The 14388-nt window shown below is 47.3% G+C and carries 10 protein-coding genes; 2 read left to right on the forward strand and 8 right to left on the reverse strand.

Translation table 11 applies throughout. The features are described from left to right. Window positions 1-3 precede the first annotated feature (3 nt). Window positions 4-1599, forward strand: coding sequence for a RagB/SusD family nutrient uptake outer membrane protein (locus AC5JBY_RS29965; protein WP_495908379.1), 1596 nt, complete (start codon window positions 4-6; stop codon window positions 1597-1599). Between the two features lie 100 nt (window positions 1600-1699). Continuing rightward, entirely contained in the window at window positions 1700-2944 is a 1245-nt protein-coding gene (locus tag AC5JBY_RS29970; protein ID WP_495908380.1) for a cytochrome c3 family protein, read from the forward strand. 16 nt (window positions 2945-2960) lie between these two features. Here the strand turns inward: AC5JBY_RS29970 and AC5JBY_RS29975 are convergent, their stop codons facing one another. From AC5JBY_RS29975 to nhaA, 8 genes are all read right to left on the reverse strand, one after another. Further along, the gene (locus AC5JBY_RS29975; RefSeq protein WP_495908381.1) at window positions 2961-3341 is read right to left on the reverse strand and encodes a group III truncated hemoglobin; all 381 of its coding nucleotides are present in this window, start codon (window positions 3339-3341) and stop codon (window positions 2961-2963) included. Between the two features lie 58 nt (window positions 3342-3399). Next, window positions 3400-6096, reverse strand: a complete 2697-nt coding sequence (locus AC5JBY_RS29980; RefSeq protein WP_495908382.1) for a glycoside hydrolase family 2 protein — start codon at window positions 6094-6096, stop codon at window positions 3400-3402. Continuing rightward, window positions 6093-7553: an alpha-L-fucosidase gene (locus AC5JBY_RS29985; protein WP_495908383.1), complete on the reverse strand. Its 1461-nt coding sequence runs from the start codon at window positions 7551-7553 to the stop codon at window positions 6093-6095. Before AC5JBY_RS29985 ends, AC5JBY_RS29980 begins: the two co-directional genes overlap by 4 nt. A 35-nt stretch (window positions 7554-7588) precedes the next feature. Further along, a complete protein-coding gene (locus AC5JBY_RS29990) occupies window positions 7589-9700 on the reverse strand; it encodes an NACHT domain-containing protein (RefSeq protein ID WP_495908384.1) in 2112 nt (703 codons plus the stop codon). 114 nt (window positions 9701-9814) lie between these two features. Continuing rightward, window positions 9815-12331, reverse strand: a complete 2517-nt coding sequence (locus AC5JBY_RS29995) for a carboxylesterase family protein (protein WP_495908385.1) — start codon at window positions 12329-12331, stop codon at window positions 9815-9817. A 126-nt stretch (window positions 12332-12457) separates the two neighbouring features. Next, window positions 12458-12853 carry a hypothetical protein gene (locus AC5JBY_RS30000; protein ID WP_495908386.1) on the reverse strand — a complete coding sequence of 132 codons (396 nt, stop codon included), beginning with the start codon at window positions 12851-12853 and terminating at the stop codon, window positions 12458-12460. 64 nt (window positions 12854-12917) lie between these two features. Then, a complete protein-coding gene (locus tag AC5JBY_RS30005; RefSeq protein WP_495908387.1) occupies window positions 12918-13193 on the reverse strand; it encodes a hypothetical protein in 276 nt (91 codons plus the stop codon). Window positions 13194-13226: 33 nt separating this feature from the next. After that, complete coding sequence (gene nhaA, locus AC5JBY_RS30010; protein ID WP_495908388.1) at window positions 13227-14378, reverse strand: Na+/H+ antiporter NhaA; 1152 nt, start codon at window positions 14376-14378, stop codon at window positions 13227-13229. Window positions 14379-14388 lie beyond the last annotated feature (10 nt).

Consider the following 14388-nt stretch of genomic DNA (forward strand, 5'->3'; position numbering starts at 1 on the left):
TATATGAAAAAGAGCAAAATTTATTCCTCCATATACCTGGCACTGGGTGTATCCATTATGCTGGGTTCCTGTACGAAGCTGGATGAAGAGGTGTATGACCAGGTGTTGGAAACATCCTTTAATCCTACAGAAAAAGACATTGCATCCATTATCGGTACAGCTTATACCCCTTTACGTACAGTAATGGTGGGATGGCAGGGAAACTTTGACCTGCAGGAAGAGTCTGCAGACATCATCGTAACGCCTGTACGTCCTAATGGCTGGTACGATGCCGGCACTTATCAACGTATGCACAGGCACGAATGGACGCCTACTGAATGGCAACCCCGCAACTCCTGGAACGAAAACTACCGTGGTGTTAATAACGTGAACAGGATCCTCTCACAGATCGACGAAGGTTCCATTCCCGTTACCACCGGCAAAGCAGAGTTGATCGCGGAACTGAGAGCCGCCCGTGCATTCTACTACTCTATGCTGCTCGACAACCATGGCAATGTGCCATTGGTGGTTGACTTCAAGGATGCAACACTACCTAAGCAAAGCACCCGCAAACAGGTATATGATTTCGTAGAAAAGGAATTGCTGGAGACCATTCCCCTGTTGAGCGAAAAGAATGACAACACCACTTATGGCCGCATGAACAAATGGGCAGCAAGAGCTACCCTGGCGAATGTATACCTCAATGCCGAAGTGTATACCGGTACTGCTCAATGGCAGAAATGTATCGACCAGTGTGATGAGATCATCACTAAAGGTCCGTATGTACTGGAAGCTGCTTACAAGACAAACTTCCTTACAGCTAACAACACTTCCAAAGAGTTGATATTCGCAGTACCTTATGATGAGATCTTTGCTACGCAAAACTCTATCCACATGAAGACGCTGGCAACAGCACACCGCAATGCGCTGCAAATGCTGGCGCAACCCTGGGGTGGCAACTGTGTAGTACCTCAATTCCTCGACACCTATGATGCCGATGATACGCGTTTTAAAGATACCTGGCTGCAAGGCCCTCAGTACAATGCTGCCACCGGCGAATTGGTACTTACCTATACAAGGCCCGTACCCAGCATCGAGAATACCGGCTTCTTTGAAGGTTTCCGCATCGGTAAATATGAGATCAAGGTTGGCGCCCGTCAGGGTTTAAGTGTAGACTATCCTGTCTTCCGCTTGGCTGGTATCATGTTGGCAAAAGCTGAAGCATTGGCGCGTAACGGCAAACCCGATGAGGCTGCTGTGATCGTAACCAATGTAAGAAAGCGTGCCTTCCTCGCCACGCCTGCAAAAGCTACCGTAACCGGTGCTCAATTACAACTGGGCAGCGTTTACAAATATGGCTGGCAGAACGTGGATGGTTCTATTTCCGATCTTCAGGGTGGTGCTGATATTCCTTTTGGCCGTATCCTGGACGAACTGGGCTGGGAACTGGCAGCAGAAGGCCAGCGCCGTACACAGCTGATCCGCTTTGGTGTGTACAGCCGCAAGATCTGGTTCAACCACCGTCCGAAACTGGATGGCAAAACACGCGCACTGTTCCCCATTCCTCAGGTTGAGCTCGACAAGAACCCCAACCTGACTCAGAATGGTGACTATAAATAAATCGTCATAAGCAATCTGCAAAACTGACAAATTTCCTCATATAGCAGTTAGTTTTGGAACCCCTTGTTTTTACAAGGGGTTTATTTAATTTGTGCAATCCGTGTCAACATCTAAACTTGCCATAACAGCCGTCATCGTTGTACTGATCATTGCCCTGTCGCAATGCGTGGGTACACCTGATGAAACAGCCGGACCTGAAACGTTGGCCGCAGCCGATGTGCGTGGTGCGGGCTACATAGGCGCTGCAGCCTGTAGTAACTGCCATAAGGATATCCACACCAGTTATCTCGCCACCGCCCACCGTAATACTTCAGCCTTCCCTTCGATCGCAGCCATCAAAGGCAGTTTTGAACCCGGCAAAAATGCATTCCACTACCGGTCCAACGTGAAAGTGGCCATGGAGCAAAGAAGCAATGGATTATTCCAGGTAGCGTACATGGATGAGCAGGAAAAACAGGCGTTCCCGTTTGGCGTGGTAGTAGGATCAGGCAGGAAAGCTCAAACTTATTTATACTGGTATGATGACAACGTATTCCAGTTGCCCGTATCCTATTCTGTGTGGGCAAATAACTGGGTCAACAGTCCCAGCTACCCTGCCGACAAAGTACGGTTCGACCGGCTTATCAATATAGGCTGCTTTGAATGCCATGGTTCTTACATCGAGCGCAAAGGCACGCAGCAGGAAGGCAACCGCATGGTAGATTATTTCGATAAAACGAAGGTCATTTACGGTATGGATTGTGAACGCTGCCATGGTCCTGCAGCAGAACACGTCAGTTTCCATACCAGCCATCCGGAAGAAAAGAAACCGCAGCATATTGCTCTTTACAAACAACTCAACCGTCAGCAACAAACAGCGCTCTGCGCGCAATGTCACTCAGGTGGCCATACTACTAAAAACTCCATCTTCTATTTCAAGCCCGGCGATTCTTTGACTCAATACTTCTCCTCCCCCATCAGTACAGGTCGTGATGTAAGCCAGCTGGACGTGCACGGCAATCAATACCAGCTGCTCAGTGGAAGCAAATGTTATATCAAGAGTAATTCTTTAACCTGTACTTCCTGCCACAATAGTCATGTGCAGGAAAGAGAGAACATGGCTGTATTTTCTCAACGCTGCGCCAGCTGTCACAGTAGCGTAAAGCATAGTTTTGCTACGCAGGTCTCAGCCAATGCGATCAACAATAACTGTATCGATTGCCACATGCCTGCCCTGCCCTCACGGGCCATTACCATGAAGAAGGAAGATAAGACGGAAGCCGACCCCAACCTGGTCAGGACGCACTTCATCAGTAATTATCCGGAAGCCACCAGGAAGTTTATAGAGAAACACAAAGGGCGTTGACAAGAGAGAGTGTGTATTACTGCGTCCGGCGGGCAGCTACTTTAACCTTGATGATCTTAGCGATGGAGTGTGCACGATCTATGGCTTCGTTGGCTTTATCGCCGGCAAATAATTGATGTACCGTTTCCTGCCACAGGTATAACCACCGGTCGAAATGTAATGGGTCCAGCGGATATAAAGCATCCAGCTCGATGTGCTTGACCATTGGATTGCCTTTGTACGATAGTTTGGCAAACAAAACAGTGTCCCAGAAAGAAATCATGATGGGAATATGCTCTTCCCAGGTGAAATGTACAACACGGGTAAAGAAATGGCCGATCAATTGATCGGGAACTACCTTCTTATAAAACTCATTCACCAAAAGTTCTATATCCTCCCTTGATTCTATGTCTTTCATATTGAACAGTTAAGTATTGTTATCCATCTGCACACCCCGGCTGCAGGATATATAACACTTATTGGGCAGGATATGTTTTACTGGCTACGTTCCAACCTTCTACATTGATCAATGGCTTGATCGCCACATCGTTCCATTCAACAACGACATATACTTTTCCATGAGGCAATACTGTAATATAATTGTTATTGTAAAAAGCAGGCAATATGCGTTCTTTTGTTTGCGGGTGCACCAGGCTAACCCGATTGAAGAAGGCAATCTGATCGCCTGTATTACTAAATTCCAGCAGCATCCAACCAAGCTCTCGTGGAGTTATTTTAAGAGAAAGTTCAGCAGGTTTCAATTGCTGTAGACCGGAATATTGTCCGCTGGCATCTGGCAACCAGTAAATATTGTGGCTGGATGGAACTTTGCCACTCCCAAATGATAATGAAAGAAAGAGTCCTTTCTCCGCCCGCAACTTATCTACTGTATCTTTTATACGCATAAATGTATTCGCACCCGAAGCACTGAGTGTCACCCTCTCTTTGCCCAGGGATGTCACTTTCCCATCCATATCGAATACTTCTATCCGAAGGGTGTCGGTAATGGGTGCAAAATTATTATTCACCGTCATCACGGTACCTTCTACCGGGTTGTACATAACATGTATCGGCTCCCCTCCTTTATTCAGCCCATACAGACACGCATTGGGGTCGAGGTAATAATCATACATCTGGCCGCGCAGAGCAGTCCAGGGGTTTTGCGTTTTCCAGATGATGACACCTGTATACCAATCCCACATATGTGCAGTAAAACCCTCCATCAGGGAGCGGTACTGATCATAATTCACCAATTGCGCCTTGAGCCCAAAGTCCTTTGCATCTTTTACAGGCCCGTAGCGGTTGATATAATCGCTGTAGCCAATGTATTTGTGGTACTCCCACACAGAGTCCACTTTTTCCCTGCCACGTCTTTCACCGGCTGCTGCTGGTATATATACGGGAGGTATCATATTCTCAGCCGGGATAAAACGCTTCAACGATTCGTAATCACCTGTTCCAACCGAGCCCACTTCCGAATTGAAAGGATATGTGCGGAACTTCCAGAAGGTATCGGTGGGTTGTATATTATAAGGTCCATCACCGCCACCTTTCAATATATTCATCGACATGCTGTCGGAGTTGGAGTAGTCGAAGAACACGCGTGTGCCATCCAGTTGTGGCAATAAAGAATCTCGCATGGCGGCCAGGATATCATCCGGCGGTGTTATTTCATTACCACCACACCAAATGGCCAATGAAGGATGATTACGAATGAGCTTGATGCCATCTGCCACCGAGCGTAGGAAGAGGTCGTGATCGTCGGGATACTTGCGCCGGGTTTGCTGGTCTTCTGCTTTTTTAGGGTCTACCCAGCGACCATTGCAATCGCCCGACATCCAGAAGTCCTGAAACACCAGCATACCATATTTATCGCAGGCTTCATAAAACTCAGGCCGCTCCAGCAAGGCGCCTCCCCATATCCGGATGAGGTTGAGATTCATGGATGCATGATTACTCACCTCTGCATTATACCTTTCCTCTGTAAAGCGCAGCATAGCATCGGAAATGATCCAGTTGCCGCCCCTGATGAATATCTTTTGTCCGTTGACGTGGAACTGACTACTGAGGGTGGTTGTATTCCAGGTGCGCTGTATTTCACGTACACCAAAAGTCAATGCTTCCTTATCGGTAATCTTTCCATTTTCTACAAATTGCAATTCAGTTTTATACAGCTCTGCAAAGCCATAGCCATTCGGCCACCACAGGCGAGGATTCTTAAGTATTACATCAGGTAAAGCAACCACTGTAGTGCTATTGGCAGGAAGGACTACAGCTTTCTTAATGAGCCGACCGTCCAGTTTATATTGCAGTACACCTCGTACTTTTTTTCCAGTGGCATTTTCCAGTTCAGCTGTCATTTTTATGGTGGCAGGCTCCTGTGGAGTTCCCATGAGGGACTGCCTAACGCCTGGCACCAACGTAATAACATGCGCATTCTTCAGGTTCACACTGCCTGTTCTTTCGATGTACACTTTATCCCATATGCCGGTGTTGCGATCGCGGATAGGCTGTATCCAATCCCACCCTGCCACATATTGGTGCGATACATTTTTGGCAATGCGGCCATCACCACCTTGTCCACCATTGGGATTGCCTACCGGATCGGGTGGATACACAATCACTGCCAGCCGGTTATTACCACTCTTGTTGAGGTACTGCGTGATGTTATACGACTGCCGCAGGAACATACTTTTATGTGTAGTCTCGTTGAGCTTGTGGCCATTGAGGAATACGTCGCAGCCATAGTTCACACCACGGAACTGCAGCCATACCTGCCCGCCTGCAGTTGGATAGGCTTCTTTAAAGTCTTTTGCAAACCACCAGGTGTAGTATTCAGCGCCTGTATTATAAATATCCGGAATGCGCTCGTTGTTCATGCCATAAAATGGATCAGGCACTTGCTTGTGGTGCAGCATCGTGGTGAGCACTGTGCCTGGCACGATAGCTGGTTTCCAACCGGTCAAGGCATACGAGGTGGCAGATAACACTGTGCCCGATTCTTTTACTGAAGCTATCGGCGCATATTGCCATCCGGAATTCAGCTCATAGCGATCCTGGGCATTAGCATTAATGGCTAAGAAAAGTAAGAACAAGTATAAGAATCCAGGACGCATATTATATTTTGTAAGTGGTGAGTGGTCAGTTGTGAGTACGCTTGCTTCGGAGATCATGATGCCGGTGTATAGGCAAAAGCCAATACCGGATAATAAGTGTTTGTTTTTAATAGTGCGGCAGGGAGTGTTACTTTTACTGCTTCTCCTTCAACTACCCATTTAACGGTTTGTCCTGTCTGCAGCAGCTTCATCTTTGTTCCTTTCTTTGGCAGGTTGCCTTTCCATTCTACTATCGTGGGCAACGTTTCTCCTTCCTTAATACAGGTCAGTGCATAAAAGGTTACGGAATCTTTACTACGCACAAACCAGGTATTACCTTGCTGGTAGTTGGCCACCGTACGGGTGTTGTAAATGGCTTCGCCATTCACTTTCATCCATTGACCAATAGCAGCCAGTCGCTCCGTTGCTTCGACAGGCAATGTACCATCCGCCTTGGGGCCAATACCCAATAGCAGACTGCCCCCTTTGGAAACTATTTCTATCAGCGAGTGAATGACTTTAGCAGGCGTTTTAAAATTATCGTTGGGGACAAAGCCCCAGTTGTTGGCTAAGGTCATGCAGCTCTCCCACGGATAGGCCAATTGCTCTTTCGGTATGCGCTGCTCCGGCGTTTGGTAGTTTTCGTAAAGCCCGTGAACTGTACGATCTACTACCAGCAGGCCGGGTTGACTGCTCCTGGCCATTGCTGCTATTTTAGGCATATCGATATCCTGGCTCCATTCAGGGATGGGCGCTCCCCAGGAAAGCACTTCGGCATTGACAGTCTCACGCGGACGTACCCAGCCTCCATCGAGCCACAAAATGTCCATAGCACCGTAATTGTTCATGAGCTCGCTGATCTGGTTATAGGTAAACTCTTTGTACTTATTCCAGCGCCAGGGAAACCTGCGGATATCGTAGTTGTTGTTTCGATTGGCAGTAGCATATTTAGGCCACCAATAGTATTCTGTATGCCAATCAGGTTTGGAGAAATAAGCGCCGATCATGAACCCTTCTTTGCGGAAAGCATCAAACACATACTTAGCGACATCGGCTTTGGGATTACCGGCAAAAGGCCCATTGGATATTTTAAAATCGGTTTGTTTGGTATCGAACATACAAAATCCGTCGTGATGCTTGGTCGTGAATACAAGGTAGCGCATACCTGCCTCCTTACCGGCAGCCGCCCACTGATCGGGATTGAAGTGGACTGGATTGAAATCTTTCTTCAGACCCCAGTACCACTTCTTGAAATCATCATACGCCACATTGCTGTCGCGATCGATCCAATCCTCAGAGCAGAGCGCCCAGGACTCAATGATGCCCGGCACTGCATACAAACCCCAGTGGATGATCATACCAAACTTCTGGTCCTGCCATTTGTCGAGCTTGGTCCGCACCAACGGATCGGTGGGCCATTGGTAGGTGGCTGATTGTGGATGAATACTTTGTTGAGCACCAAGTGTGCCGGAGAACAATAAGGTTATTATTGAAAAGCAGGCAATTAGCAGTTGCCGGGTTTGCAGGTTGGTCATACCGACAAAACTACTGTTTTGCCGGAAAAACAGTACTAAAAAATGATCTTGCAATTGGGCAGTCGCTCCTGAAGGATTCGCATGGATTCATAAAAAGCAATGCATGGCTTCAGCCGCTCAAAGAAGAATGACCGTTGCATTATAAATTCATTATTCGCATCCTCGCTTTGCCATTCAGGAACAGAGACTCTCGACGCGCGCGCCACAAGCATACCAAACTTATGGTATTGGACCACCAGCGCATCAGGTAGTTGATCGATAAGGAATTCGAGATCCAAAGCTTCAACATGCATCATTGCAATAGGATCATTGGCCTTATTTAGTATTTGCAGACGATTTAGCCAGGGGTTCATTTGAGGATAACACCTCAATGCATTGATCATACTATTTACAGGTAGTTCTTCCAATAGCTTGATTTTCCCCTCCAGATTGGGATATTTTGAAAGAGTTAAATATCTTTTAATTCTCCAATCACCAACTCTAGTATGTCGAAGCAATATGGTTGCGTAAAAAGGATATATAAACTGTAAACCTGCACAACCTGCAACAGCGAGATACTTTAGCTGTTTGAATTGTGCTAACAATAACGGATTAAATATCCCCAACTCCAATATCCTTAAAGACCGTACCTCTTCGATTTTCTCGTGAGAAATAGTTGCGAGTGGGTCGGGTTTATTTCTCAGTGAGAAGTCTCCTCGTTTCTTTCGCAGTTCCACAATCATCATTTCCTTCAGGAATTTTTCTGCAGCACTCATGCCCGAAAAGTCAAAGCTCTGGTAAAAGTTATAATTGGTCAATAGTTCTATAGCCAGAAAATACTCCATAATAGAACGATGCGAAAATTTATATTTCCCTTCAATATCCCGGTTCAACAATGATTTACAGGTTTTCTCTTCGTCATGGAATAGTTGAATCTCCACATCAGATACTTTTATCGTAATACCCTGTGCTCCTGATGTATTTATGTTCATTACTTTTTTTACACCCGAAATGAAGTCTACAAATTCCATTTTCTTTAATTCAGGAGCATAATACCCACCACGCTCCTCTCTTTTTTTATACAGGTCGATGGCCAATGCATGAGAGAAAGCGTACAGTATGCGTTTGTAAGGTTCATAGCTTTCAAACTTTGCCCGGTTGCTGGGCTTGTTATATTCTCTGAATATCCATTTCTCAATCAGTACCTCGTATATCTCAAAAGTGTAATTAAATCCCTGGGTGCTTACCAGGTCATCTATGAAATACAACAACATAGGCCTGATCACCAGATCCGGGCTTTTACGGGCAATGGTCATGGCAGCCTTTTTATTGGCAAACTCAAACCAGCCATATCGCCTGTTGATGTACTTCTCCACATCTCTGTCTGAAAAAGGAGAGATATACAGCTTCTGGAATTTGTGGGCCTGATTCACAGAGCCATAGGAGAAATATCCTGTTTCATGCGGCTCTTCTGCCTGGGAAGGGAAAAACTGTGTGCGGCAAGTGATGATGACCTGCCTGAAAGAAGAAGCGGCAGCTAGTATCTCATTGAGCCGGTTTTTATAGTCTTTAATAGCATCCACATCTTCATCAAAAGCATCCAGCAACAGGATCACTTGTTCCTTATCGGCAATGGCTTCTATCTTCTTCAATGCATCTTTCCATCCGAGGGGGTATAAACGGATCTGGCTTTTAGGTTTGGAGAAAAAGAAAGTCATCTTATTCTTATAGGCGAGGTATAGATTGATCATGAACGTCGTCTTCCCCATTCCGGTATCAGCCATGATGATATAGAACTTATGTCCCGGGTTATTGACAAAGACCTTTTTCATGAACAGCGGCACCAGCTTGCTCTTAGCTGCAGCGATATATCGCCTGCCCGGTTCATGGTCTTCCGAAGGAGAGACATTCTGGAAGTAAGTGGGAATATAATACCGCGTAGCGCGGTCAACGTCTTCTGCCGAAAAGTTACTATAGGCCAAGTCCCGGTTCAGCAAACGCTGGTTGCGCAACAGCATGGCCTTCTTCAGCATCCGATACAAGAACAGGAGCCCGCTCACAGCGAATCCCAATACTGTAACAAAAAGTACTATATTATTGAGCGTGGTAGAAGCAAAGCCAATCTGCTCCAGCAGTGACCTGATAAATTCTTTCAGTTGGGCAATCATAAGCAGTTACTTGACAACTAACAATCGTTAGCCGCCAAAGGTAGATATAAAGAACCCTATTGCGGCTTTTATGCCGCAAACAGATATCAACATGCTGTGGATTTCCGGCGATCCTCATTCCCGTAGCTCCATTTGCTGTTGGGCCAGCTGCCAGTTGTTATCATAAAAGCCGGCCATTTTGAGGGCGCCTGCACCGTTATGCAGCATGTCCAGGCCAAAGATCATAAAATCGGGAAAACCGCTGGCGCCTGCATAGTACTGATTGGCCGATGCAGCCTGCATACCTTTGAGGCCGCTGCCTGTGAGTGCTGCCACAGAAGCAGTTAGGGAATTCCTGATGGGCCACACAATGTAAGCGCCCAACTCATCGCCATTCCATGCTTTGCCGCCGGCAGTGATCGAGTTGCGCTCCACCTGTATTGGGCAATCACTGAGCAATGTATTCCAGGTGCTGTTGGTAGATCTATTGCCGTAGAGGATCACGCCACGGTCTTTATATTTTTGAGGAGTGTACTCTTTATCGCTTATTACATCTACTGCGCCATTGCCACGATAGTACCATGTTTCTGCATCAAAGAGCGCTTTGCTTCGGCTCCAGCTGTTTTCTGCTGCCGTACCGATTGTCCCGTATACCAACACCATATTGTGTTGAAACGCGTCTTTGAAGGTGCCATAACGATGTGGCCCCTTCTGCCGTGCACCGGGATGTTGAACAATGATCCATTGAGCGCCTTCTTTCCGCAACACCAGGCTATCCTGCCCACTCACTGTGGTATAGCTGATAGCAGTGGCGCCATCGAGTGAAATATTGATAGCTGTACCGGCAGCAAAGTCGCCGAGATTAAACTTCAGTAAGTGGATGTTACTGGTAGTACCACTGATACTATGGGCTGCTCTGTCTCTGCGTAATTGTATACGGCTGTATTGCAGCGGATGTGTTTGTTGCAGGATAGTGGCCCAGCGGAAGGAAGCAGAGATACCTGGAGAAGCAGTACTGAAATCAATCGTATTGACACTGGTATCGGGCAGGCGGTGATGCCACTGGAAGAAATCGAATAATGGCTTCCAGTCCACACTATGATCGCCAAACCAATGGCTGCCGCCCGGGTATTCATAGTAACTGAGGTCGGCATGAAAATCTCCTAACTGTTTGCGCATCTGCCGTGCGTAGTTTACAGAAACGGTTCTATCGTCATCGCCATGGAAGATATATACACCATGTGCTTTGTAATTCGTGGCCAGTTTGGGTACATCACTTTGGTTACCGGAGCGCAGCAATAGTTGCTCCAGCGGATTGCTACTGCTGTCGGGAATCAGTCCATCTGCTGATCCGTATCCTTTCATGGTTGGATAGCCTGCACATGGTGCAATGGCCGCCCACTTATCGGGATAGGTGACACCGAGAAACCAGGTGCCATGTCCTCCCATGGAGTGACCGGTGAGATAAATATTTTGTGAATTAGGCTTGAACTTTTCTTTGGCAATGTCGAGCACCTCCAGCGCATCCAACCGTCCCCAATCTTCCCAGTTGAAACCACGTGGACGACGGTTAGTAGCAGCTACCAGTGTGCCCCAATCTTTGGGTTTATAAGCGCGGGCTTGGTTGATGGCTTCCACTCCTGCTCCGTGTACAGACAGGAACAAAGCGCTGTTGCTGTTGTGGGGAGTGGATTGTGGTGTAACGGAATAATATTGCAAACTACCGTCGATAGCACTGGTGAAAGTGCTGTTGTATTGTTCTGCCGGTGTAACGGCCTCAATGGTCACTTTCTTTTCATCCAATAGCTGTCCCTTATCGAGCAAAGCCAAGGCACAATCATACTTGCCTTTGGCAGTGACACCGCTACCATCGAAACTAAAAGCTATTTTACGCGAAGCCATAGCAGGAATGACCGGCACGCTGACAGATACTTGTTTGCCCTGCAACGTGGCTTTGATCAGCAGGTCTTTCAAATCCTTTGTACTGGTGTTCAACACCACGACAGCCCCTCGCAATATGCCGGACTGAAGTCCGGGCACCACAAATGGCAAGGTGGGATCTTCCGTATTCAACAATACCGGCTTTTCCGGAAAGATGAGACTGGCCACTACCGCAACGCCACGCACATAAAACTCGTTGAGCCCTTTTTTGAGCTGAATGGGAATATAGAGATAGCCCATGCTATAGGGATCGCCTGTATGCTGCTCACCATTGACGAATACACCACTGTTGCCTTTGATATTAAGCAGGGCTGCTTGTGCTTTGGGAGAATGATAGGTGAGGTAAATATAGCTGCCGCCAGCGCCCAATCCGCCCCGGATGGCACCCGGCGTAACGCCGGGACCGGCAGGCGCTCCGCCCCTGCCTCCACCACCGCGTGGACGCAAGCGATGCGTACTATCCGCTTCGATAGGCTGCCATACAATGGCCTGCCCTCTTTCCGTAGCGCCAATAGAATCACCTACTACCGGCTTTTTCATTTTACCGGTGTACAGGCGATATGCCAGCTCATCACTGTACACCGCTTCTCTGCCATAGCGGCTGGGCAGGTTGGCAATAAGACCTTTCTCGAAAAATACTTCCTGTGCAATGGCAGGAAGTTGCGCAAGAAGACAGCACGATAGTGCCAACAGAACAACAATTTTCTTCATAATGCAGTGACGGTGATTTGATTGGAACGCTAAAGGTAAGCAACCAGGAAGGCCTAAAAAAACGAAACCCGGAAGTTTGACTGCTCAGGGACTCCGGGAATAAGATAAGCACTATATGTCTAATTTCTACTCATGCATATTGCCGCCAATCATATTTCCATGCTGGTCCTCGGAAATATCAAGCACCCTGGTTAATGTAGAGCCATTGTTATTTACAACAACGCCGATCTCGGATTGTGCAGGCAGTGTATAGATGCAGACGTAGCAAAGCGTAGTAGTTGTGATCTGGCATTGCTGGTTCATAGCTGCTACCAGCGCCTCCAGGTTGGCACGGGTATGTTTGCGATCAGATAATTTACTGATCAGCTCATCGATCTCCTCCCGCACAGCCACCTTATCATCGGCAGCAATGGCAGTCTTTAACTGCTGACAGTCGGGGGTAGCGCTGTCTTTGTCCTTACGGCAGGCAACACTTATAAGAATTATAGCAAGTATAACGGCAGGGATAGTACGGGCACGCATCTTTTTATTTTCCTGACAAGGTTGTCCGAAATACCGTTGCACACGCCCCTACCCTTCTGATTATTTAGTCATCTTCTTCGTCGTCTTCATCTTCGTCGAGCCAGCCCAGGTAATCCCTGTACCACTGATCCAGCTCATCGAGCAATACCTGGAGCGCCAACTCTTCTTTTTGAAAGAAGCCGGAGACATCGTCGATCTCCTCCACTATATCGATATGTCCATTCTCATCGTCATCCGCAACGAACTTCGCAATGAAACGGGGCTCCTGCGTATGAATGATGTATTCATTATCCGGATCGGTAACCGGATCGTCTGCTATCATGAATTTGGGTAAAGCCATACTATTGGTATTATTGATTAGGATTCAAATGTACTACGGAATTTGATTGGCTGTCTTTTTCAGGGATAATTTCAGCAACACAAATCCCATTATGCCGGCCAGCGCCGACCCTATTATAATGGCTATTTTCGACCCTACGACCAACGCTTCATCGTCAAAAGCAAGATGGGTGATAAAAATAGACATGGTAAAGCCTATGCCTGCCAGCAAGCCCGTCCACAACAAGTGTACCTTCTTTAACCCAAAAGGTACCCTGGACAACCCCAGCATTACGCTGAGGATTGCAAACAGGAAGATACCGGCTGGCTTACCAATTAATAACCCAAACATAACACCCAGGCTATTGGACGAACCCAGGTCTTCTTTCCATGAAGCAGGAATCGCAATGGCTGTATTGGCCAACGCGAAGAGGGGAAGAATGATAAAGGCTACCGGTTTATGCAACACGTGCTGCAGGTGGTAAGAAGGGGATTGTTCGTCGCCATTACCAAAAGGAATGGCAAAAGCAGTGAGCACACCGGCAATGGTAGCGTGCACACCGGAGCGGTACATTAAATACCACATTACTGCGCCCATCAACAGGTATATCCACACCCGGTGCATGCGCAGCCTGTTGAGAATGAGCATAACACCAAAAATACCCAGTGCAAGCCCCAGGTAAAGGGCTGAAAGTTCTTTGGAATAAAAGAAAGCGATCACAAGAATAGCTCCGAGGTCATCAATAATGGCCAGGGCTGTGAGAAACACTTTCAGCGAAGAGGGCACCCGATTGCCGAGCAAAGAGAGTACGCCCAGGGAGAAAGCTATATCGGTGGCCATCGGGATGGCTACACCATGCTGTGAAGGGGTGCCATAATTGAAAATAAAATGGATCAATGCCGGCACGGCCATACCACCAATGGCGGCAAACACCGGCAGCAGGGAGTTTTTGATATCAGCCAGCTCGCCGATATATAATTCACGCTCCAGCTCCAGCCCAACCATCAGGAAAAAGACGGCCATCAATACATCGTTAATCCAAAACTCAATGGGCTTATAGCCAAGCTGCCTGTGCCAGAAATGGATGTAATGTTCACCAACAGTTGTATTGGCTATTATAAGCGAAACCAATGTGCAGCCGACTAATATCAAGCCGGCAGCTTTTTCGCTATTGAAGAAGTCAGTAAACAGTCTTGTCAATCTCATGTCGGGCTAA

It is taken from the genome of Paraflavitalea sp., assembly GCF_059502485.1.

Coding starts and splice junctions, on each gene's coding strand:
- AC5JBY_RS29965 (WP_495908379.1), top strand. CDS start 4: ATGAAAAAGAGCAAAATTTATTCCTCCATATACCTGGCACTGGGTGTA.
- AC5JBY_RS29975 (WP_495908381.1), bottom strand. CDS start 3,341: ATGAAAGACATAGAATCAAGGGAGGATATAGAACTTTTGGTGAATGAG.
- AC5JBY_RS29980 (WP_495908382.1), bottom strand. CDS start 6,096: ATGATCTCCGAAGCAAGCGTACTCACAACTGACCACTCACCACTTACA.
- AC5JBY_RS29985 (WP_495908383.1), bottom strand. CDS start 7,553: ATGACCAACCTGCAAACCCGGCAACTGCTAATTGCCTGCTTTTCAATA.
- AC5JBY_RS29990 (WP_495908384.1), bottom strand. CDS start 9,700: ATGATTGCCCAACTGAAAGAATTTATCAGGTCACTGCTGGAGCAGATT.
- AC5JBY_RS29995 (WP_495908385.1), bottom strand. CDS start 12,331: ATGAAGAAAATTGTTGTTCTGTTGGCACTATCGTGCTGTCTTCTTGCG.
- AC5JBY_RS30000 (WP_495908386.1), bottom strand. CDS start 12,853: ATGCGTGCCCGTACTATCCCTGCCGTTATACTTGCTATAATTCTTATA.
- AC5JBY_RS30005 (WP_495908387.1), bottom strand. CDS start 13,193: ATGGCTTTACCCAAATTCATGATAGCAGACGATCCGGTTACCGATCCG.
- nhaA (WP_495908388.1), bottom strand. CDS start 14,378: ATGAGATTGACAAGACTGTTTACTGACTTCTTCAATAGCGAAAAAGCT.